This window comes from Burkholderia sp. FERM BP-3421 (assembly GCF_028657905.1).
Classification (GTDB): Bacteria; Pseudomonadota; Gammaproteobacteria; order Burkholderiales; family Burkholderiaceae; genus Burkholderia.
Genome location: NZ_CP117781.1, coordinates 1,415,913 through 1,437,415, shown reverse-complemented (window position 1 = coordinate 1,437,415; position 21,503 = coordinate 1,415,913). Strand labels below are relative to the sequence as shown.

Annotated in this window: 15 protein-coding genes and 1 pseudogene; 7 read left to right on the top strand and 9 right to left on the bottom strand. The window is 67.1% G+C overall.

Features of this window, described 5'->3' with window-relative positions; genetic code table 11:
- Positions 1-16: 16 nt before the first annotated feature.
- The 5 genes and pseudogenes from Bsp3421_RS09305 to Bsp3421_RS09285 form a co-directional block, all read right to left on the bottom strand.
- Positions 17-1,365, bottom strand: a pseudogene (locus tag Bsp3421_RS09305) (aspartate aminotransferase family protein).
- Positions 1,366-1,396: 31 nt separating this feature from the next.
- Positions 1,397-2,899, bottom strand: coding sequence for an aldehyde dehydrogenase family protein (locus tag Bsp3421_RS09300; protein WP_273998183.1), 1,503 nt, complete (start codon positions 2,897-2,899; stop codon positions 1,397-1,399).
- A gap of 90 nt (positions 2,900-2,989) precedes the next feature.
- The gene (locus tag Bsp3421_RS09295) at positions 2,990-3,703 is read right to left on the bottom strand and encodes a response regulator transcription factor (RefSeq protein WP_273998182.1); all 714 of its coding nucleotides are present in this window, start codon (positions 3,701-3,703) and stop codon (positions 2,990-2,992) included.
- Between the two features lie 158 nt (positions 3,704-3,861).
- Complete coding sequence (locus Bsp3421_RS09290; RefSeq protein WP_273998180.1) at positions 3,862-4,686, bottom strand: SDR family oxidoreductase; 825 nt, start codon at positions 4,684-4,686, stop codon at positions 3,862-3,864.
- Complete coding sequence (locus tag Bsp3421_RS09285; RefSeq protein WP_273998179.1) at positions 4,683-5,504, bottom strand: molybdenum cofactor biosynthesis F family protein; 822 nt, start codon at positions 5,502-5,504, stop codon at positions 4,683-4,685. Before Bsp3421_RS09285 ends, Bsp3421_RS09290 begins: the two co-directional genes overlap by 4 nt.
- A gap of 145 nt (positions 5,505-5,649) precedes the next feature.
- Here Bsp3421_RS09285 and Bsp3421_RS09280 point away from each other — a divergent pair, with 145 nt between their 5' ends.
- Positions 5,650-6,447 (top strand): AraC family transcriptional regulator, encoded by a 798-nt coding sequence (locus Bsp3421_RS09280; RefSeq protein ID WP_273998177.1) that lies wholly within the window; start codon positions 5,650-5,652, stop codon positions 6,445-6,447.
- 137 nt (positions 6,448-6,584) lie between these two features.
- Here the strand turns inward: Bsp3421_RS09280 and Bsp3421_RS09275 are convergent, their stop codons facing one another.
- A complete protein-coding gene (locus Bsp3421_RS09275; protein WP_273998175.1) occupies positions 6,585-9,143 on the bottom strand; it encodes a glycosyl hydrolase family 95 catalytic domain-containing protein in 2,559 nt (852 codons plus the stop codon).
- A gap of 455 nt (positions 9,144-9,598) precedes the next feature.
- Positions 9,599-12,379 (bottom strand): beta-glucosidase, encoded by a 2,781-nt coding sequence (locus tag Bsp3421_RS09270; RefSeq protein ID WP_273998173.1) that lies wholly within the window; start codon positions 12,377-12,379, stop codon positions 9,599-9,601.
- An 839-nt stretch (positions 12,380-13,218) separates the two neighbouring features.
- Between Bsp3421_RS09270 and Bsp3421_RS09265 the strand changes: the two genes are divergently transcribed.
- The gene (locus Bsp3421_RS09265; RefSeq protein WP_273998172.1) at positions 13,219-14,187 is read left to right on the top strand and encodes a DMT family transporter; all 969 of its coding nucleotides are present in this window, start codon (positions 13,219-13,221) and stop codon (positions 14,185-14,187) included.
- Between the two features lie 157 nt (positions 14,188-14,344).
- On the opposite strand, the gene Bsp3421_RS09260 is transcribed toward Bsp3421_RS09265, so the two are convergent.
- On the bottom strand, positions 14,345-14,953 hold the full coding sequence (locus tag Bsp3421_RS09260; protein ID WP_273998169.1) for an NUDIX domain-containing protein: 609 nt from the start codon (positions 14,951-14,953) through the stop codon (positions 14,345-14,347).
- A gap of 84 nt (positions 14,954-15,037) precedes the next feature.
- Between Bsp3421_RS09260 and Bsp3421_RS09255 the strand changes: the two genes are divergently transcribed.
- Positions 15,038-15,793 carry a DeoR/GlpR family DNA-binding transcription regulator gene (locus Bsp3421_RS09255; RefSeq protein ID WP_273998332.1) on the top strand — a complete coding sequence of 252 codons (756 nt, stop codon included), beginning with the start codon at positions 15,038-15,040 and terminating at the stop codon, positions 15,791-15,793.
- A 77-nt stretch (positions 15,794-15,870) separates the two neighbouring features.
- Here the strand turns inward: Bsp3421_RS09255 and Bsp3421_RS09250 are convergent, their stop codons facing one another.
- Positions 15,871-16,005 carry an entericidin A/B family lipoprotein gene (locus Bsp3421_RS09250; RefSeq protein WP_273998168.1) on the bottom strand — a complete coding sequence of 45 codons (135 nt, stop codon included), beginning with the start codon at positions 16,003-16,005 and terminating at the stop codon, positions 15,871-15,873.
- 232 nt (positions 16,006-16,237) lie between these two features.
- Between Bsp3421_RS09250 and Bsp3421_RS09245 the strand changes: the two genes are divergently transcribed.
- The 4 genes from Bsp3421_RS09245 to Bsp3421_RS09230 all read left to right on the top strand — a co-directional run bounded on the left by Bsp3421_RS09245 (position 16,238) and on the right by Bsp3421_RS09230 (position 21,502).
- Positions 16,238-17,530 carry an aspartate carbamoyltransferase gene (locus Bsp3421_RS09245; RefSeq protein ID WP_273998166.1) on the top strand — a complete coding sequence of 431 codons (1,293 nt, stop codon included), beginning with the start codon at positions 16,238-16,240 and terminating at the stop codon, positions 17,528-17,530.
- A gap of 296 nt (positions 17,531-17,826) precedes the next feature.
- Complete coding sequence (locus Bsp3421_RS09240; protein ID WP_273998165.1) at positions 17,827-20,064, top strand: TonB-dependent receptor; 2,238 nt, start codon at positions 17,827-17,829, stop codon at positions 20,062-20,064.
- The gene (locus Bsp3421_RS09235) at positions 20,064-20,822 is read left to right on the top strand and encodes a tetratricopeptide repeat protein (RefSeq protein WP_273998164.1); all 759 of its coding nucleotides are present in this window, start codon (positions 20,064-20,066) and stop codon (positions 20,820-20,822) included. The genes Bsp3421_RS09240 and Bsp3421_RS09235 overlap by 1 nt, the downstream gene beginning before the upstream one ends.
- Complete coding sequence (locus Bsp3421_RS09230; RefSeq protein WP_273998163.1) at positions 20,819-21,502, top strand: Fe2+-dependent dioxygenase; 684 nt, start codon at positions 20,819-20,821, stop codon at positions 21,500-21,502. The genes Bsp3421_RS09235 and Bsp3421_RS09230 overlap by 4 nt, the downstream gene beginning before the upstream one ends.
- Position 21,503: the final 1 nt, after the last annotated feature.

Below are 21,503 nucleotides of genomic sequence, written 5' to 3'. Positions count from 1 at the left end.
CGGCCGGCCGGCGCCGTCAGGACGGGCGGAACGGCGTTTCCGCGAAGCCCGCCGCGAGCCCGTCGACAAGCCGGTCCAGCTCCGGTCGGCCGATCACGAGCGGCGGCGACAGGATGATCTTGGTGCCCACCGGCCGCACCAGCACCCCGTTCGCACGCGCGATCTCGGCCACCGCGTTCGCATAGCCCGACATCGGATCGATCGGCTCGCGGGTCGCCTTGTCGGCCACCAGGTCGAGCGCGAGCATCAGTCCCTTGCCGCGCACCTCGCCGACCGCCTCGAACCGCTCGACGAACGGTTGCAGCGCCTCGAGCAGGTAGGCGCCCTGCTTCGCCGCGTTGCCGGGCAGGTCTTCGCGCAGCACGATGTCGAGGCTCGCGAGCGCGGCCGCGCAGGCGACCGGGTGGCCGGCGTAGGTATAGCCGTGCATGATCGCGCCGCCGAAATCCGCGTTGGCGGCGAACGCCTCCTCGATCCGCGCATTGACCACCGTCGCGCCGAGCGGCACGTAGCCCGACGAAATGCCCTTCGCGAGACACATGATGTCGGGCCGCACGCCCCAGCCCCGGCTGCCGAACAGGCTGCCGCTGCGCCCGAAGCCCGTCACCACCTCGTCGGCGATCAGCAGCACGCCGTAACGGTCGCAGACCTCGCGCACGAGCGGCCAGTAGCTCGCGGGCGGCACGATCACGCCGCCCGCGCCCTGGATCGGCTCGGCGATGAAGGCGGCCACCGTGTCCGGGCTCTGGAACAGGATCTCGCGTTCGAGCAGCGTCGCGCAGATGCGCGCCAGCTCCTCCGGATCCCGCGTGAACGGATTGCGGTACGGCCACGGCGTTTCCACGTGGAAGCAGCCCGGCAGGTTGGGCTCGTAGTTGCGGCGGAACACCGTGTTGCCGTTGACCGACGCGCCGCCGAAATGGGTGCCGTGATAACCCTGCTTCAACGAGATGAACTTGGTGCGGTCCGCCTGGCCGCGTACTTTCCAGTACTGACGGGCGATCTTCAGCGCGGTCTCGACCGAATCCGAGCCGCCCGAGCTGTATACAGCACGCGGCGCATCCCTTCCGGCTCCATCAGGTCGATCAGGCGCGCCGACAGTTCCTCCGCGCGCGGATGCGACACGCCGTCGAACAGCTGGAAATATTCGAGTTCGTCGAGCTGCGCGACGATCGCCTGCTTGACCTCGGCCCGGTTGTGGCCGACGTTGACGTTCCACAGGCCGGCGACGCCGTCGACGAGGCGATTGCCGCGATCGTCGTAGACATGACAGCCGTCGCCGCGCACGATCCGGATCGGATCGCGGCGCTTCATGTCGTTCGGATGCAGCATCGGGTGCCAGAAACGCGAATCGGTATAGCTCATTGCATGGACTCCAGAATAAAAGGCGCGCGGCTCAGTGCGCGATGCAGACGGATTTGGTCTCGGTGAAGCCCTCGACCGCGTACTGGCCGAATTCGCGGCCGATGCCCGACTGCTTGTAGCCGCCGAACGGCATCGCCGGATCGAGCGGGATGTGGCAGTTGACCCACACGGTGCCGGCCTCCAGCTCCGGCACGAGATCCATGACCGCCTTGAGATCGTTGCTCCACAGGCTCGCCGTGAGCCCGTACGGCGACGCGTTGGCGGCCTGGACCGCCTGCGCCGCATCGTCGAACGGCTGCACGACCACCACCGGGCCGAACACCTCGTCGCGCACGATCGCGCTGTCGGGCGGCGCATCGGCCAGCACCACCGGCTTCACGAAATAGCCGGGCAGCGCCGGCGCGCGCGCATCGCCCGCGAGGAAGGTCACGCCGTCGCGGCGCGCGCGATCGAGATGCTGGAGCACCTTGTCGCGATGCGAGGCGGACACGAGCGGGTTGATCTGCGCCGCCGCGTCGAGCCCGGGGCCGAGCCGCATCGCGCCCGCCAGCGCCGCGAGGCCGTCGGCGAGCTCGCGATACTTGCTGCGATGCACATAGATCCGCGACGCGGCTGCGCACACCTGGCCCTGGTTGAAGAACGCGCCCGCCGCCACCCCTTCGAGCGCCTGCGAGACATCGACATCGGCGAGCATCACGATCGGGTTCTTGCCGCCCAGTTCGAGCGAGAAGCGCGTCATGTTCTGCACGGCGGCCGTGCCGACCAGCTTGCCGGTCGCGGTCGAGCCGGTGAACGAGATCTTGCCGAGCGCCGGATGCGCGGTGAGCGCCGCGCCGCATTCGCGGCCGCCCGTCACGACGTTGAACACGCCGGGCGGCACGCCCGCGTCGAGCGCGATCTCGGCGATCCGCAACGCGGTGAGCGGCGTTTCCGGCGAAGGTTTCAGCACCACCGTGCAGCCGGCCGCCAGCGCCGGCACGAGCTTCCACACCGCGATCATCAGCGGGAAATTCCACGGCACGATCGCGGCGACCACGCCGACCGGCTCCTTGCGCGTATAGGCCGTGTAGCGCGCGCCGGGCACCATCGGGATCGACACGTCGAAGGTCTGCCCGGTGATCTTGGTCGCCCAGCCCGCCATGTAGCGCACGTATTCGACCGTCGCGCCGACCTCGACGCCGCGCGCGACGTTGATCGACTTGCCCTGGTTCAGGGTTTCGTGCTGCGCCAGTTCCTCGGCGTGCGCCTCCAGCAGGTCGGCGAAGCGCAGCAGCACGCGCTCGCGATCGGCGGGCCGCAGGCCGCGCCACACCCGGGTGTCGAACGCGCGCCGCGCGCTCTCGACCGCACGGTCGACGTCGGTCGCATCGGCGTCCGGCACGCGCGCGAGGCGCTCGCCCGTGGCCGGATCGAACACGTCGAGCGTGCGCGCCGAATGCGCGCTCTGGTGGCGGCCGTCGATGAACAGGCCGAAGTCGCGCGCGGCGAAGGCCCTCACCGCGCCGCTCACTGTGACAGTAGTCGTCTGAGTCATATGCGTCTCGTTATCGTGATTGACGGTACGCGCCGGCTTGGACGGGCGCGTCATCCGCGTACCACTCTAGCGAGGGCCGTGCGCGCGCCGTTAGCGCAAATTGGCAGACCCGCGCGCCAGGAACAGCGCGCCCACCAGCTCCGTGCGGTTCGAGACGCCGAGCTTGCGGAACATGCGCAGCAGATGGGTCTTGACGGTCGGCTGGCCGAGCGCGAGATCGCGCGCGATCTCCTTGTTCGAGCGCCCGTCGCGCACGAGGCGCGCGATCTGCTCCTCGCGATAGGTCAGGCGCGCATCGCAGTCGATCCGCTGGATGCCGCGGATCGCGCGCAGATGCGGCAGCAGCGCGGTCTCGACGAGCGGTTGCAGCGCGCCGAGCGCCGCCAGCTCGGCCGCCGTGAAGCGCGCGGCCGCACCGGCGCGCAGCAGCGAGAACGCCGCGACGGTCGCGCCGCCGTCGCGCAGCCACAGCTCGACCACGTCGGATACGCCGTGCTGCCGCAGGAAGCCGGTCCAATAAGGGCAAGTCGCGCGCTGCGCGTCGGGCAGCTGCGACGCGAGCGTGACCACGGATTCCGGCTGCGCGGCGCAGCGCGACGGATGCATGGGATCGAGCGGCCGGTAGCGCCCGACGTAGGCGCGATGCATGGCCTCGGGCATGCCGAACAACTCGAAGTCGGCCGGCTGGCCGTCGGCGTCCAGCCGGTAGAACACCATCGACGACGCCCGCGCGAACGCCTGCAGCGTCGACGCGCTCACGTGCAGCGCGGCGCGCCACGCGGCGGGATTCGGGTCCGCATCCATCGACGCCATCCGTGGGAAAGGTGCGGCACGCGCCGCGAACGAATGCGCGTCAGCTTAGCCACGCGTGCGACGGAGGCGATAGCACGAATTGGCAAATGAAGCGGCGTACCGCGCCCGGGCCCCTTCGTCGCGCCGGGCGCACCGCCCGTCCGCCTGCGTCACGCGCCCGCCGTGTGGCTCTCCGGCAGCGTCGCGCCGCCGTCCACGACGATCGTCTGCCCCGTGATGTACGCGGCGGCGTCGGAGGCGAGGAACAGCATCGCACCCGCGATGTCGGCCGGCTCGCCGAGCCGGCCGAGCGGAATCCCGCGCGCGATCCGCGCGCTCAGCGCCGGATCGCCGAGATTGTCGGCCGCCGGCGTGCGGATCATGCCCGGCTCGACGCCGTTGACCGTCACCCGGTGCGGCGCGAGTTCGAGCGCCGCCGCCCGGATGAAACCGTTCACCCCGGCCTTCGAGGCCGCATAGTGCGCCAGCCCCGGATAGGCGACGCGCGGCCCGGTCACCGACGAGGTCGCGAGCAGGCGGCCCCCGCCCCGCCGCCTGAACGCCGGCAGCGCCGCCTGCGCGAGCCAGAACAACGCGCTCAGGTTGACGTCGAGCGTGCGGCCGAGCACCTCGGGCGTGATCGCTTCGAACGGCGTCAGCGGGAAATAGGCGGCGTTGTGCACGACCACGTCGAGCCCGCCCAGCTCGGCCTCGACCCGCGCCGCCAGGTCGAACAGCGCGTCACGGCTCGCGACATCGACGGGATACGCGTGCACCGTCCGGCCCACCTCGCCCACGGCGGCCGCGAGACGCGCGGCGCGTTCGGTCGCGGCCGTATGTTGCAGGTCGGCGATCGCCACCGACGCCCCCGCCGCGACGAACGCCTCGACGATCGCCGCGCCGATGCCCTGCGCGCCGCCCGTGACGAGCACCGCGCGACCGCGAAATGCGCCGGCGAAGGCCGCGCCCGGCTCGATCGGCTGGCCCGCGCTCATCGTTCGAGCGGATACACGGTTTCGTTCAGCACCGTCGCATGCGCGCCGACCGGGAAATTCGACAGCGCGCCAAAATCACCCCCGCGGTAGCCGAAGATCTTGCCGTCGGTCTTGCGCTGCGCGAGGTCGATCAACACGACGCCGAGCGTCGGCACGATCTTTTCCCGCCACACGAACAGGTACAGCTGGTCCGCGAGCTTGAAGTAATGGCAGCGATCGACGTCGGCCAGCTCCGCCTCGACGCCCGACAGGCACTGCCACGCGTAGAAATGCGCGTTCAGATAGATGTGCTCGTAGCATTCGGTCGCGCTGTAGCGATACATCGTGCGCTTGCCGATCAACTCATCCGTCGGCGCGTGCAGCGGCCCGCGCGTGGGCACGCCCTCGATCGTGCCGTGACGGAAGCTCGCCTCGACCGCCGTGAGCGGCAGGCCGCGCTCGACGCGCGTCAGCGCATCGAGATGCGCGTCGGCCTCGGTCGGCAATACGCCGTCGATCGAGGTCCAGAGGCCGTCGGCGAGATCGAGCACCACGCTCGTCGCCGCCGCGCGGCGGGTCGGATCGAGGTAGTCGACGAAGTACAGGCCGTCGCGCAGCCGCGTCGCTCGATAGGCCGCCTCGCCCGAGGCGGCGCCCTCGCCCTCGCGCCAGTGCAGCGTCGTCGCGCTGACGAAGTGGTACGCGCGCGGCGTCGCGCCGGGCGCGTCGAGCGTCAGCGTACGGCCGGCGAGATCGCCGACCGGCGCGAGCACGTGATTGTCGGGGGCGAAGCCGTCGGCCAGCGCGCCGACCTGGATGAATACCGGGTTTGCTTCCATGCGTATGCTCCGGGCAGGTTGTATGGCGACCATGGTGCCCGCGCGTCGCCGCGCCCGCCATCAACCGGAAGGATGAACGGGCGGCCCGCCCGGCGTACAGTAACGCCCATGCGCGCGCCGCCGCGCCGTCCCCGGAGCCGCCCGAATGCACCGCGTCACCCTGCACCGCTGCGCCAGCCTGCCCATCGAGGCGATGAGCCTCGCCACCGACCGCGCGTTCCCCCGCCATGCGCACGACCAGTTCGGCGTGGGCGTGCTCGCGGCGGGCGCGCATCGGTCGTGGAGCGGACGCGGGCAGGTCGACGCGTGCGCGGGCGACGCGATCATGGTCAATCCCGGCGAAGTCCACGACGGCGCGCCGCTCGGCGGCCCGCGCGCGTGGCGCATGATCTATGTCGAGACGGCGGCGTTCCTGGCGCTGGCCGGCGAGGCCGGCCTCGACACGGTGGAATTGACCCGCCCGGCCGTGCGCGATCCCGTACTCGCGACGCACTTCGCACGGTTGTTCCGGTGCGCGACCGCGCCGGATGCGTCGCCGCTCGCCGCCGACGAAGCGCTCGCACGGGTAGTCGCGCATCTGCTCGCGCGGCATGCGCGCCGCCCGCCGCGCGACGCCGGGCCCGCGCCGTCGGTGCGACGCGCGCTCGCGCGCATCGACGCCGCGCCCGCCGCGCCGGTCACGCTCGCCGAACTGGCGGCGCTCTCCGACGTGAGCCGTTTCCAGTTGCTGCGCGGCTTCGCCAGCGATGTGGGCATCACGCCGCATGCGTATCTGCTGCAGCAACGGGTGCGGCTCGCCCGCGCGATGCTCGCACGCGGCACGAGCATCGCGGCGGCGGCCTGCGATGCCGGTTTCGCCGACCAGAGCCACCTGACCCGGGCGTTCGCGCGGCAGTTCGGCGTCACGCCGGGGCAGTACGTGGCGGCGAGGGGGCGGGGGTAGATTCGGGTCCATGGGCGGCGTCGCGAAGGCGGCCATGAATCAATCGATCCTCCCTGCCCCGGAAAACCGCGGGCGGACGTCTCGCCTCGCCATCCCAATAGCCGGCCTGCATGCAGCAGAATCGTCTTTCCGATCAATCAAAGTCCGATCTGAACGGAACCGATGTGCTTCGCCGTCGTAGCCGGAGCCCCGCTGACGGGTGCGACGGGTAGACTGCCGCCCCCGACCTTCTGCAACACGATTGCCTGAGTTCCAACCGGCTGTAAGGTCAAGACGCTCCCGCTCAGCTGGACCGGCTTCGCGAAGCCCGCCGAAGAGGCCGTCACCTTGGCGCCGGGCCAGGGATTGCGCACCGTCAGCGCAACGTTGGAGCCCGGCTCGATCACCACGCCCGCGGGCACGCCACCGCGGACCTGAACATCGACCCGGGTGTTTCCGCGAACGTACACGGTGCCGTCGTAGTCCCAGCCCGCCGGTATCGCGGGGGCAATCCGGATCAATCCATCGTAGTCCTGGACCAGCGACTCCGCGAGCGTCGTCGCGACCACGCCGATCTGTTCGACATAGGGTTCGTCGCCGACGAATTTCGCGAAGCCGCTGGGGAATTTCTGGTAATTGCCCGTCAGCGTCGCCAGCGTGCTTTTCACCTCGGCCGGCAGGCTCAGTCGCGCCGCATGGATCGGATCGAAGCTCCAATCGTTCTGCGTCTTGTTCGGACGATTGATATAGGTACGCTTCGCCAGCGTATAAAGCGGCGACGCATCGCCGATCTGGTCGTATGGCCAAACCGGTTCGAGACCGATGTTCTCGGAATTACGCGCGGCGGCCGCCGGCTGATAGGACATCGCGATAACGTCGGCGCCCGCCGCATCCGCGGCGGCGGACAACAGCGTCAGTGATCCCGATGCCTGGGTGCGCGGGTAATCGGGGGTCTGCGGCAGCGCCGCGTTCATTTTCGCCGCGAGCACCGCATCGACGGCTTGCCCGGGAACCTGGTTCAGCACCCGCCCCGCGCTCAGCGTGTCGGCATAGAGCGTGCGGATGGCGGCGAGATCGGTCGTCGAATCCTTCACGTCCCATTGCGTTTCATGCGCGTTGGTCGGCGATGTGTGGAGCAGCTTGTCGGTGCCGGCACTTTGGTAAGCAAGCATGAAGCGGGCAGCCGCCTCCATCAGCGGATAGTGCTTGGCGAGGAAACTCCGGTCATTGGTGGCGAGATATTGTGTCCAGATGAAGTGCGACACCTCGGCCCCCGTCGACAGCGTACGGGCATTGTAGAAAGGAGCGGAACCTGCGCTGCAATCCAGTCCGACCACGGCGCCATTCGCCTCTTCGATTCCCTGGCCGTTGAAGCGCATCGTTTCGGGCACGCATATGCCCGACCGCCCCCCCATGTTGGCTGTGGTCCATTGCTCGATGTCGGCGAGATTGCTCTGATAGAGATTGAAGTACGGCGCATTGAGGTCGGGCAGTCCAGCGGACAGGTTCGCCGCGACCTGCATCCGCAGATTCCAGTGCCAATACGCGGCGGGGTCCCACTGATGCGCGTCCTGAGCCGACGAGAACAGACTCGCCACGCCTGCCTGGGAGCCCGGATAAACATCCTTGTTTTCGGCGGCGGACGAATACAGGTAGATGTTCCTCAGATTTTCCATGTACTCGCCGCTACCGTCGGACGACGTCAGCTTGATCAGCCCGGCCCGCGACCAGAAGTCGTTCCAGGCGCTGACGTGCGCGCTCGGCAAGGTATCCGCCACGCTGGCGGCCGCCAGCGCCGCGATCGGCTGGCTGCCGTCATAGTGGGGCGCGCCCGCGACAATGCGGAAGGTTCCGTCGGCGTTCGGCGTGAAAGTCACCGTCACCGTCAGCGGGTCCGTGACCGACGCCGTGACATGACGGCCCTGCGCCGTGATCGCCGAGAGCGCACCGAAGGTCCGCCCCGAACTCCCTTTGACGTCGCCCTTGACACCGTCGGTCCACGACTGCGAGAGCACGCCGACGGCATTCCCGCTGAGCGTCGCGGACGGCGTGCGCGGCGACCACAGCTTCAGGATCGCGGTCTGTGGCTGGGCGGGATTGGCGCCCGTGACATCGATCACCAGCGCATCGGTGTCGGGCTGGACGTAGGCGGTCGCGGTCATGCCGCCGCCGCTCTCGCGAAACTCGCCGTTGTACAGATCGAGGCGGCCGGTGTAGTCGGCGGCGCCGGTCAGCGCGGACAACCCCGGAATGACGACCTGCCCCGGCGAGTAGCGTTTCGGCAAGGTATCGGCACGATTGAGCTGGGCCGTCAGGCCGTTCGCCGACCACAGCGCGACACCGAGGCGCCCGTTGCCGAGCGGCATCGCCTGGCTGGCGGCCAGGTTCGGCTGGCTCAGCACGATGTTCGATCGGGCAACGACGTTGGGCCGATCGATCTGGAAGGTCTTGCCGTCCCAGGCGCCAACGGCGCCCGATGCGACCGCGCCCGATGCGACGGCGCCCGGCGCGACGGCGCCCGGCGAACCGGTCGCTGTCGTGCTGTCGGCCGGCGAGGCGAGCGTGTTGCCGGCGACGGATCCGCCCTCGCCGGACCCGTCGCCGTTGCAGCCGCCCGCGAGCAGCGCCGCGGACAGCGTGGACAGCACGGCCAGTCGCCGCCACTGAAGGATCCGCTGCTGTTTCGCGCGGTATTCCAGTTGATTCATGCGTTGCATTGCCCCTCCTCGTGAGCGTGATGCGAAGCGCTCCAGCGCCTGAAGTGCCTGCCATTCATCCAATGGTTGAATGTCGTGTCCGGCGCGCTGTTTCAACACGCGTCGATCCGCCAAATACTTCGCAGTACTGAGCCGCTGTCGACCCCTGCCGGCTCGTTCGCGAAATGCCGACCAGGGAGCAGGCTGTGACCAACCGGATTTCCCGGCAATCTGCGCGAATCGCGGCGTCGCGCCGCGATTCGCGATCGGCCGATACCTGAACGTTCAATGCCTGCCGGTCAATGGTCCATCTATCAGTCACCCGAGATCCGCAGGATCGACCACAACCCAGCAAGCGAATACCTATCGCACGATGCGGCTCCAGCCGGTTCAATCGCAATCAGGTCGATGAGCGGCTGGAGCGGATGTGTCGATCCGGCGTCTTCAGAAGACGGTCACCACGACGTGCCGCCCCTTCAACGGGATAAGCGGATATCTCTCGATGAGGCCCCGACCAGCACGGAACCATTTGGCATATAAACCCATTTGTGGGCACCGGTATCCCAATAGCTTTGCCTGTCCGGCGGGACGACAACGGCGACGTTCCTGGTTTCGCCCGCCTTGAGCGCCACCTTGGCCCAGTTCACCAGACGCTTGGGCGGCTCACCGAAGCCGCTCGGAAATGCCATGTAGACCTGAGCGACTTCCTGTCCGTCCATGGATCCGGTGTTCGTCACCGAGAACCTCACGGTCTTGGTGCCGTCGGCGGCCGCACTGACCGCGAGCCCCGAATAGGCAAAGGTCGTATAAGACAGGCCGAATCCGAATTCAAAGAGCGGCGACTCGCCACGACTGTCATACCAGGCGTAGCCGACGTTCAGACCTTCCTTATAGATCGGATTGTTCGAGAATGTACCGCCGCCCGTCGGCGTCTGATTTTCGCGGGCAGGGAAGGTCAGCGGAAGTTTGCCGGAAGGATTGACCTTGCCGAACAGGATATTGGCCAGAGCCATGCCGCCGCCTTCGCCTGGATACCAGGCCTCGACGATGGCGGGCACCTGATCTTTCCAAGGCATGAGCACAGGATTGCCGCTTTCGACAACGACGATCGTCCTCGGATTGACTGCCGCGATCTGTTGTACAAGGCCATCCTGATTGGCCGGATTCGCCAGCGTCAAACTGGGCAGATCAATCTGCTCACCGGCGATCTGCGTCACGACGACAATGGCGACATCCGCGTTCCTGGCCGTGGCGACAGCATTGTTGACCTCGGCCTGGGTGTAGTTCCTGAAGGGATTCGTGGTCGGATCGGAGCTATAGCCCGCGTAAGTCACAGTCGCGCCGGGCGCGACCTGTTTGATGGCCGCCACGATCGGCGTCCGGATTTTCTTCCAGGCCTTACTGTAGGTTTCCAATCCCGTCGACGCGTTCCCGGAATTGCTGTTGACGAGTGTCGTCACGCCGCCGAATGAGCCAAGCTGGCCCGCGCCCGTCCCTCCCGATCCGCCGCCACCCAGTATGGCCAGGTCGGCCTCGCCGCCAATCACCGCGATTTTGAGCGACTTGGTCGGATCAAGCGGGAGCAACTTGCTTGAAGACGTCGACGCCGTCGAATTCTTGAGCAGAACCATCGATTGCTCGGCAACCGTCTGGGCGACGTTGAGTCCTGCCGCGAAATCGATGGGGCCCGCACTCGGAATTGCCGCCGGCGGAAAATCAGCGTTGCTCGGTGTCACCGCGAAGCTGTCGATGTTGACCGTCCCACTCGCGCTGGAATCGTGTGCAAGCACCACGCTGTGGTTCCCGGGAGCGAGTTGAAGCGGCATGGCCACGACTTTCCAGGTATTCCAGCTTCCTGTTACCGGCAAGCTGAGGTGGCCGGCACTGACTCCATCGACCAGCACGTCCATCGTCCGCGTCGTGGTCCGGCCGTCGTTGCCCGTCGTGTTCGCGTAACGCACCTGCAAACTATATTGTCCTTGTGCCGGGACCCCCGCCAAGGTAGCGGCGACCTGGGATCCGACCGGGTCAAGGCCGGCAACGAACCCGGCGCCCGTGTAGCCCGCATGGTTGGACGCGCTCGTTGCGCCGCCAGAGAGCACGCCATACTCCGCCTCGAATAATTTCCCGAATGTCATCTCCCCCGGGGCTCCAGGCGCGGTAACGAGCCCCGCCTGGATCATGGCGAAAAGTTTGCGCTTTGCCATATTGAAGAGGCGAGCGGGCAAAAGCGTTCCGCTGGTCAACGCAGTGCCGACGAGCGACAAGTTCACGCTGCTTTCCTTCTCGTCCGTCCCGGCATTCATGGCCGCGATCACATTCTGAGCGGCGGTTGAGTCCCAGTCCGACTCGACCTGACCGTTGAAACCCCATTCGGTTTTCAGCACGTCGGTCAACAGTGCCTTATTTTCGCAAGCTTGGAAATTATTGATGGAGTTGTAAGCGCACATGACGCTTCCGGGCGGATTGGGCCCCTTGATCGCGATCTCGAACGGCTTGAGATAGTGTTCCCGCAGCGTCCGCTCATCGATTTGGGAATTGCCTCCGGGCAATGCTTGTCCGGTTGACGACATCCCTACGCCAACGCGATTGGTTTCCTGATCGTTGCCGACGAAATGCTTGGCCGTGGCAATGACATGATTGTCCTGCGATGCTTCCGTGCGCCGCCGGAGCATGACGCCGCTCAGGAGAGGGTCTTCGCCGAAGAACTCGAATATTCGCCCATACCTGGGATCACGCACCATGTTGACGCCCGCTCCCAGGCCCAGGCCGATGCCGTAACTACGCAGCTGCCTGGCGATTTCACCGCCGTTAAGGTAGCTGATATTCGGATCCCAGCTGGCGGCCACCGCTATCGACGATGGGAAATTCGTCCCGATCGCGCCTGCCCAGTCGCCAACGCCGGTGGTCGAATCATTGATGATGAGATCGGGTATCCCGAGACTGGGTACGCCGGTGATATAACCCGCCCACCCGTGCGGATTCTGCGTACCCAACATCTGCATCATCTGGCTTTGCGACATTTGCTTGGCCAGTGCCGTTGCCGTCTTGTTGATCGATGCGAGATCGACCGCGGCTCCCAATATCTCGGCGGCGCCGCCTTGGGCAGCCCCGTTGCTCGATGGCGCGCTATTGTCAGCGCCTTGATCAGGGGTTGCGGCAATCGCGCTTCTGCCGTCATTGACCGCCGCCGACTGCCCAGTCAACGTGGATGGCGCACCACTACCGTCATCGCCGCCGCAACCGGCGAGGCTCATTCCCAACGCGGATGACAAGATAACGCACGCCAATCTTCGATTATTCGATATATTAATCATTACCCCTCCAAAAAACTGACCATTCCCGCAGCCCACACTTCGCACTCATATTCAGAAAGCCCCCCCTCAAGCTTTCCGGCCGAAACAGTACCCCACCCGCTCCGGCAAACCATCGTCATCACTGACAGTTATCGGATAAATTTACAATTCATTAGATATAAAAATCGAAAATTCAGAAATCCGATACCCTCTCACGCAGCAATCAATGTCAAAATAATTGACTTGCTCGTTCAGAATACCCCCCAGCGCCTGATGTGCCCCCTTGCCCGGACAGCCCACCCAAGCGAGGCACTGCGTTCACCTCCTGCCCACCATCCACCAGCCAACAACTCAACCCATAAAAATATCAATCAATCACTTCAAAAAATATATTCAAAACTCAAAAATCTTTAAATATCGAAAAACCTGACCAAGGATGGAATCCCCCACCTTGAATTAAAATACCTTAATCCACGCAAAATGAAAGCGCGCCAAGCCACCAAACAAGGCGCTATTGAATATAGTTTGCGCGGTGGATGCGGCCCATGGCGCCCCACTCGGCGCAGATGGAATTCAGAAACGTCGCCCGGAAACGGCGCGCCTGGCGATGGAGCGCGGTCCCAAACGGTCGCGCCTTCGCGAAGCCTTCCCGCGCCTTTGGCTGGCTGGTGGCGAATGCGAACCGCCATGTCCTGCGTCTACTCGTCATGGCTGACGATGCCGGGCCGCGGGCGACGCACGCCCGCCCCTCCGCAATTCCGTTCAAGACGCCCGCGCATCCACGGCGCACGATCGCGGCCATGAACTCAAGATATGTCGGATACCTCTACCTGTCGCTCGCGATGCTCGGCGTGGGCAGCACCGTCGTCGCGAGCCGCCTCGCGGGCGACAGCCTCCCTCCCTTCACCGCCACCGCGCTGCGATTCGCGATCGCCCTGCCGCTGTTCTGTATGCTGATGCGCTTGCGCCGCACAGCATGGCCGCGCCCCGCGCGACGCGACCGCCTGCTGCTGCTCGCGCAGGCCGCCGCCGGCGCGGTCGGCTACACGGTGCTGCTGATCGCCGGCACGCATCTGTCGTCCGCCATCGATGCCGGCATCATGCTCGGCACCCTGCCCGCGATGTCGACCCTGTGCGCCGCGCTGCTGCTCGGCGAACGCCAGACTCCGCGCGACTGGTGCGCGGCCGCGCTCGCCACCGCGGGCGCGCTGGCCGTGACGCTCGACAGCAGCGCGTCATGGTCGTGGCGCGCGCTCGCGGGTGATCTCCTGGTGCTGGCGGCGGTCGCGTGCGAAGCCGTGTTCATCCTGCTGAACCGCCGCCTCACGCAAGCGCTCGCGCCACTCGCGCTGTCGACGACGATGGCGGGCCTCGGTCTCGCGCTGTCGCTCGTGCCGGCCGCCTTCGAATGGCGCGCGATGCACATCGCGCCGAGCCTCGGCGCACTGGCCGCGATCACGTACTACGCGCTGGTGCCGACCGTACTCGGCTATCTGCTGTGGTACGCGGGCTCCGCGCGCACGAGCGGCACCGAAGCCGCCCTGTTCACCGCCCTCGCGCCGGCGTCGGCCGTGGTGCTGGCCGCGCTCGCATTCGCCGAGCCGCTGGGCGCCGCGCGCATGGCCGGCCTGTCGCTCGTGCTGGCGGGCGTCATGATGGGCGCGCTGCCGCGCCGGACCGGAAAGGCCCACCGCGGCAATGCCCGCCCGCCCGATGCGGCCGCCCACCCGGAGCACGGCTGCCGCCCGGCGACGCCCGATGCCCAATGAGGCCCGGCCGGCACGCACCCGACAGGCGTGCCGGCTACGTGCGACGACCCGGCAGCGCGAACACCGGGCCCCACGTCCCGCCACCCGACATCGTCACGCACTGGCCGGCCGTCCGTCCCGCCGCCGCCCCGGACACCCCGCGCCGCCGCCCGCGTGCTCAGCCGCGCACCTCGCCCAGCGTCCGCGCGCGCCGCGCCAGCGCCGCGTACTGCAGCAGCATGATGGTCTTGCCATCGACGATCTCGCCGCGCCCGACCATCGCGAGCGCCTCGTCGAGCGTCAGTTCGACCACTTCGATATCCTCGCCCTCCGCCTCGACGCCGCCGCCGCCGCCGACCTTGGCGCCCGCGTCGTAGTCGGCGACGAAGAAGAACAGCTTCTCGGTCACCGATCCGGGGCTCATGAACGCCTCGAACACCTTCTCCACCCGTTCGACGCGATACCCCGTCTCCTCTTCGACCTCCTCGCGGATGCGTGCATCCGGCGTCGCGCGGTCGAGCAGCCCGGCCGGCGCCTCCAGCAGCATCCCGTCGTGCCCGTTGACGAACGCCGGCAAGCGGAACTGCCGCACCAGCAGCACGGTGTCGCGCGCGCGGTCGCGCAGCAGGATCGTCGCGCCGTTGCCGCGATCGTAGGTTTCCCGGCTCTGTCGCTGCCACACCTGGTCGCGACGCAGGAAATCGAAGGTGGTCTTCTTGAGCACGTACCAATCGTCGGACAGCACCTCGGTCTTCAGGATGCGCACGCGCTCGGCGGTCGGGGTCATCGTTCGTCTCCGTTGTCGAAATCGAGACCCGATGGTATCGTGCAGATTCATGCAAAAACAAGAATTTTCGTGCAAGCCCAACCGATGCTCACCGACCAGAGAAAAACCGCGATCCTCACCGCGCTGCGGCGTGACGGCCAGGTGCTGGCCAAGCAGTTGAGCGAAACCTTCGGCGTATCCGAGGATACGATCCGGCGCGACCTGCGCGAGCTGGCCGCCGAAGGCAAGCTGCAGCGCGTGCACGGCGGCGCGCTGCCCGCGTCGGCCGCCGACGCCGACTACGCGCGGCGCGTGCCGCTCGAATCCGACGGCAAGCGCGCGCTCGCGCAAGCCGCCGCGCGCCTGATCGGGGACGGTCAGGTGGTGATCCTCGACGGCGGCACCACCGCCGTCGAACTCGCGCGCCAGTTGCCGCCCGCGCTGAAAGCCACGGTCGTCACGCACAGCCCGAGCGTCGCGGTCGAGCTGGTCGCGCATCCGGGCGTCGAGGTGATCGTGATCGGCGGGCGGCTCTTCAAGCATTCGATCGTCACGGTCGGCGCGGCCGCGCTCGAGGCGCTCTCGGCCATCCGCGCCGATCTCTACTTCATGGGCGTGACGGGCGTGCACCCGCGCGCGGGGCTCAGCACCGGCGACCTGGAGGAGGCCTACATGAAGCGCGCGCTGGCGTCGCACGCGGCGGAAACCATCGTGCTCGCGTCCGCCGACAAGCTCAACGCGGCCTCGCAATACCAGATCGGCGCCCTGTCGCTCGCGACCTCGATCGTGGTCGAGCGCGACGCGGATGCGGCGCACGTCGAGTCGCTCGTCGCGGCGGGCGCGACGATCGTGCGCGCCTGAGCGGCAAGACCCGCCTCCCCAAATGAAAACGGGCCCGCGCAAGCGGGCCCGTGATGCGGCGCTTCGAACAGCCGGACTTACTTCGCCTTTTCGGCCGTATCCGAAATCGCCTGGCCCCCCTTCGAGATGTCCTGGCCGGCGCCGGCGATCGTATTGCAGCCGGCGAGCGCGGCGGTGAGGATCAGCAGTACTGCAGCAATCGAGCGAGTCATTCGCAATCTCCTTGGAAAGAAGGGCTCGCGCCCGCGAGCCGTCGACGCATGCCGCCGCGCAATCGGGCGGGGACCGGTCCCGATTATACGGACCCGTCGCGCCGCTGCATCCGATTGCACAGCGAACGTGGTGAAGCGCGCACATGCCCCCTGGGGGACACGTTTCTCTTGACTTTGGCCGGCGCCGACCTAATATACGCACCGCGTATATTTCATCACCGAAGGCCATCCGATGACCGTCCCTCAACAAGCGTTCCTCCGCGACGCGATGCGCCGCCTCAACATGACCCGCGAAGCGTTCGCGAACCGTATCGGCGTCAGCCGACGCGCCCTCGACACGTGGCTCTTGCCCGACGATTCGCAGGAATCGCGCAGCATGCCGGAGATCGTCGAGCGCTTCGTGTCGGAAATCGTCACCCACGCCGCCCCGGCCGACGGATATACGCAAAGCGTAGATTCCCAGAGCGCATCGCACCAATTCCTGTTCGAGGGCAAGCCGCAGCTGCTGTCGGTCGACCAGTTCTCGCGCGACTCGGTCGAGGCGCTGTTCCGCGTCGCCGACGTGATGCAGCCGATCGCCCGCCGCCACAAGATCTCGCGGGTGCTGGAAGGCGCGGTGCTCGGCAACCTGTTCTTCGAGGCCAGCACGCGCACGCGCGTGTCGTTCGGCGCGGCATTCTGCCGGCTCGGCGGCTCGGTGTGCGACACCACCGGCTTCACGTTCTCGTCGATGGCGAAGGGTGAATCGATCTACGACACGAGCCGCGTGATGGCGGGCTACGTCGACGCGCTCGTGATCCGCCATCCCGAGCAAGGCTCCGTGGCCGAGTTCGCGCGCGCGATCAACCTGCCCGTGATCAACGGCGGCGACGGCCCCGGCGAGCATCCGAGCCAGGCGCTGCTCGACCTGTACACGATCCAGCGCGAGTTCTCGCGGCTCGGCAAGATCGTCGACGGCGCGCACATCGCGCTCGTCGGCGACCTGAAATACGGCCGCACCGTCCACTCGCTCGTCAAGCTGCTCGCGCTGTATCGCGGCCTGAAGTTCACGCTGGTGTCGCCGCCGATGCTGGAGATGCCGGCCTACATCCTCGACCAGATCTCGCGCCACGGCCACGTGGTCGAACAGACCCAGGACCTCGCGAAGGGCCTCGCGGGCGCGGACGTCGTCTACGCGACGCGGATCCAGAAGGAGCGCTTCACCGACGAATCGTTCGAGGGCTACACCCCGGATTTCCAGATCAACCAGGCGCTCGTCGACGCGGTGTGCGGCCCCGACACGCTGATCATGCACCCGCTGCCGCGCGACAGCCGACCCGGCGCGAACGACCTGTCGACCGACCTGAACCGCGACCCGCGCCTCGCGATCTTCCGCCAGACCGACAACGGCATTCCGGTGCGGATGGCGATCTTCGCGGTGCTGCTGGGCGTCGAGCACCAGGTGCCGCATTCGATGCGCGACGCCGCGTGGCGCCCGCCCGCGTACCTCGGCCCCGAGGACGCGGTGTTCCACGGCGTCGACTAAGCCTCCCATCTGTTACACATCGGCGCCGGGCCCCCTGCCCGGCGCCGTTCCACGCCGGCCGTCGCGGCCGCGCGCCGCCTTGCCCGTCTGAATCGAGCCCCGCATTTTTCGCCGACGTTGCGTCAATTTGGCTGCGAATTTGAGATTTGTTCAAGAATACGTAACAAGAACGCTTCTCATTCATGAAGTTATTCACTAGAATGCCCATCGAAAACAATCTGTAATAAATGTGACGAGGTCGCCAAGCGCAACACGGCGGCCTTTCCATCACGCTCCGGCACAAGGAATAACCGTTCATGAAGTCGCGTATCGACGAGCGCAAGCTCGGCCAGTTCACCACGCTTTGCGGCGTGCTCGCCGCCACGCCGGCATTCGCCCAGGATGCCGCGCCGCCCGCCACCGCAGAAAACCATCTCGCGCCGATCCAGGTGAAAGGCCAGGCCGACCACGGCTTCAAGGCGGATACCGCGTCGTCGATCAAGTTCACCGCGCCGCTCGTCGATACGCCGAAATCGGTCACCGTGATTCCACAGGAACTGATCCGCAGCACCGGCGCGACGACCCTGGCCGAGGCGCTGCGCACCGTGCCCGGCATCACGTTCGGCGCGGGTGAAGGCGGTAATCCGCTTGGCGATCGCCCGTTCCTGCGCGGCTACGACACGCAGGGCAGCATGTTCGTCGACGGCATGCGCGATGCCGGCGCGACCACGCGCGAGATCTTCAACACCGAGACCATCGAGGTCACGCGCGGCTCCGACGGCGCGTTCGGCGGCCGCGGCGGCGCGGGCGGCAGCATCAACACCGTCACCAAGATGCCGCACCTCGGCACCACCGCGGCGGGCAGCGCGGGCCTCGGCACCGACCGCTACCGGCGCTTCACGGCGGACGGCAACTGGCAGTTCTCCGAACACGCGGCGTTCCGCCTGAACCTGATGAGCCACAACAACGACGTGGCCGGCCGCGATGCGGTGAACAACGAGCGCTGGGGCGTTGCCCCGTCGGTCGCGTTCGGCCTCGGCACGGCGACCCGCGTCACCGCGAGCTACTACCACCTGTCGACCGACGATCTGCCCGACGGCGGCATCCCGTACTTCTACACGACCGGCAACAAGCCCGCGAACGTCGACACGATCTACCCCGCCCCGGTCGACCGCCACAACTTCTACGGCCTGGTCAACCGCGACTTCCGCAAGACCACCTCGGACATCACGACGGTGCGGATCGAGCACGACATCACGCCGTCGCTGACGCTGCGCAACACCACGCGCTACACCGAATCGACCCAGGACTACATCTGGACCCAACCCGACGACAGCCAGGGCAACGTGATCAACGGCAAGGTCTGGCGCCGCAACAACAACCGCAACAGCGCGATCAACAGCATCGCGAACCAGACCGAACTGTTCGGCGAATTCCGCACCGGCCCGTTCAAGCACAGCTTCACGACCGGGATCGAGCTGTCGCGCGAATGGGGCAAGCGCGATTCGTACACGGTCGCCACCGACACCGGCAAGATCTGCCAGCAGGGCATCGGTGCGATTTCCGGCTACAACTGCACGAGCCTGTGGTCGCCCAACCCGAATGATCCGTGGGCCGGCTCGGTCAAGGCGAACAACGACCCGGCGCATGCGCGCACGGTTACGAAGTCGATCTACGGCTTCGACACGGTCGAGCTGACGCCGCGCTGGCTCGTGAACGGCGGCGTGCGGATCGACGATTACTCGACCCGCTTCACCGACACCCGCGCGAACGGCTCCAAGACCTACACCCGCGACGACACGCTCGTGAACTGGCAGCTCGGCCTCGTCTTCAAGCCGACCCAGTCGAGCAGCATCTACGCGTCGTACGCGACCTCGTCGACGCCGGCCGGCATGATGCTCGGCGAAGGCTCGGAAACCCAATCGCTGACGCCCGGCCGCGGCGGCGTCGGCTCGAACGCCGACCAGATGTCGCCGGAGAAGAACCGCAGCATCGAGCTGGGCACCAAGTGGAACGTGCTGAACGACAAGCTCGCACTGACGGCCGCCCTGTTCCAGATCGATACCACCAACGCCCGCGTCACGCTGCCGAACAACCAGTACGCGATGGTCGGCAACAAGCGCGTGCAGGGCCTCGAACTCGGCATCGCGGGCCAGCTGACCCGCGCATGGCAGGTTTATGGCGGCTACACCTACCTGAAGAGCGAACTGCGCGACAACGGCAAGAACACGGCCGACGACGGCAACCAGTTCCCGAACACGCCCAAGCACAGCTTCACGCTGTGGACCAACTACGACGTGACGCCGAAGTTCACGGTCGGCGGCGGCGCGTTCTATATGTCGAAGGTGTTCGGCGACACGGCGAACCTGCGGGCGGTGCCGTCGTACTGGCGCTTCGATGCGATGGCGCAGTACCAGATCAACAAGAAGTTCGACGTGCAGCTCAACGTGCAGAACCTGTTCAACCGCAGCTACTTCGACCAGGCGTATCCGGCGCACTACGCGTCGATCGCGCCGGGCCGCTCGGCGTACGTCACGCTGAACGCGCGCTACTGATGGCGCAGCCGGTTTCGCTGCGCGAGCTGGCGGCGGTCTCGCCCGACCGCTTCGCCGCACTGCTCGCCGGGCCGCCCGAGATCGCCGCCGCGTGGGTTGCGGCGGCGGCCGAGAACGGCGTCGTCGAGGCGCAGGCCGTGTACGGGCAATATCTGCTCGACGGACAGGGCGTCGCGCGCGATCCGGCGGCCGCGCTCCGCTGGTTCCGGCATGCGGCGCAGGCCGCTCACCCGATGGGCATGAACATGCTCGGCCGCTGCTACGAATTCGGCTGGGGCACCGCCGCGTGCGCGAGCGTCGCCGTGTACTGGTATCGCGAAGCCGCGCGCGCGGGGCTCGACTGGGGTATGTACAACTACGCGACTGCGCTCGCGCTCGGCAACGGCATCGAGGAAGATCGAGCGGAAGCGCTCGCGTGGTTCGAGAAGGCGGCGGCGCTTGGTCATGCGAAATCGCAGAACCTGATCGGCGGCTTCTACGAGGACGGCTGGGTGGTCGAGGCGAACCGCGACGCCGCGCTCGATTACTACCGGCGCGCCGCCGAGGGCGGCGATTTCCGAGGCCAGTTCAACCTGGCCCGCCTGCTCGGCGAGCAGGGCCGCGTGGCCGAGGCGCTCGAATGGCTGGCGCGCGTGCCGCGCACCGCGACGCCCGCGTTCCTCGAAAAAATGCGCGCCCATCTGGCGGATTCGCCGCTCGCCGCGTTCCGCGCGGTCGCGCATGCGCAGGCCGCCGCCTCCACGGAATCCGCATCATGATGCTGCACATCCCCGGCGTGCTGACCCAGGAACAGGTCGGGCAATGCCGCGCGCTGCTCGACAGCGCGGAATGGACCGACGGCAACGCGACCTCGGGCGCGCAATCGGCGCTCGCGAAACGCAATCGGCAGTTGCCGGAAGGGTCGCCCGCCGCGCGTGCGGTGGGCCAGGCGATCGAGGACGCGCTCGCGCGCCATCCGCTGTTCTTCTCGGCCGCGCTGCCGCTCAAGGTGTTTCCACCGCTGTTCAACCGTTATGAAGGCGGCGAGGCCTTCGGCACGCATGTCGACAATGCGATCCGGTTGCTGCGCGGCACCGATTTCAGGGTGCGCAGCGATCTGTCGGCGACGCTGTTTCTCGAAGAACCGGATGCGTATGACGGCGGCGAGCTGTGCGTCGAGGACACCTTCGGCGTGCATCGCGCGAAGCTGCCGGCGGGCGATCTCGTGTTGTATCCGGCGTCGAGCCTGCATCACGTGGCGCCTGTCACGCGCGGCGCGCGGGTGGCGTCGTTCTTCTGGATTCAGAGCATGGTGCGCGATGATGGTGACCGGACGCTGCTGTTTCAGCTCGATACGCAGATTCAGGCGCTGTCCGCCGAGAAAGGGGCGAAGGATTCGGTGGTCATTGCGTTGACGGGGGTTTATCACAACCTGTTGAGGAAGTGGGCGGATGCGTAGG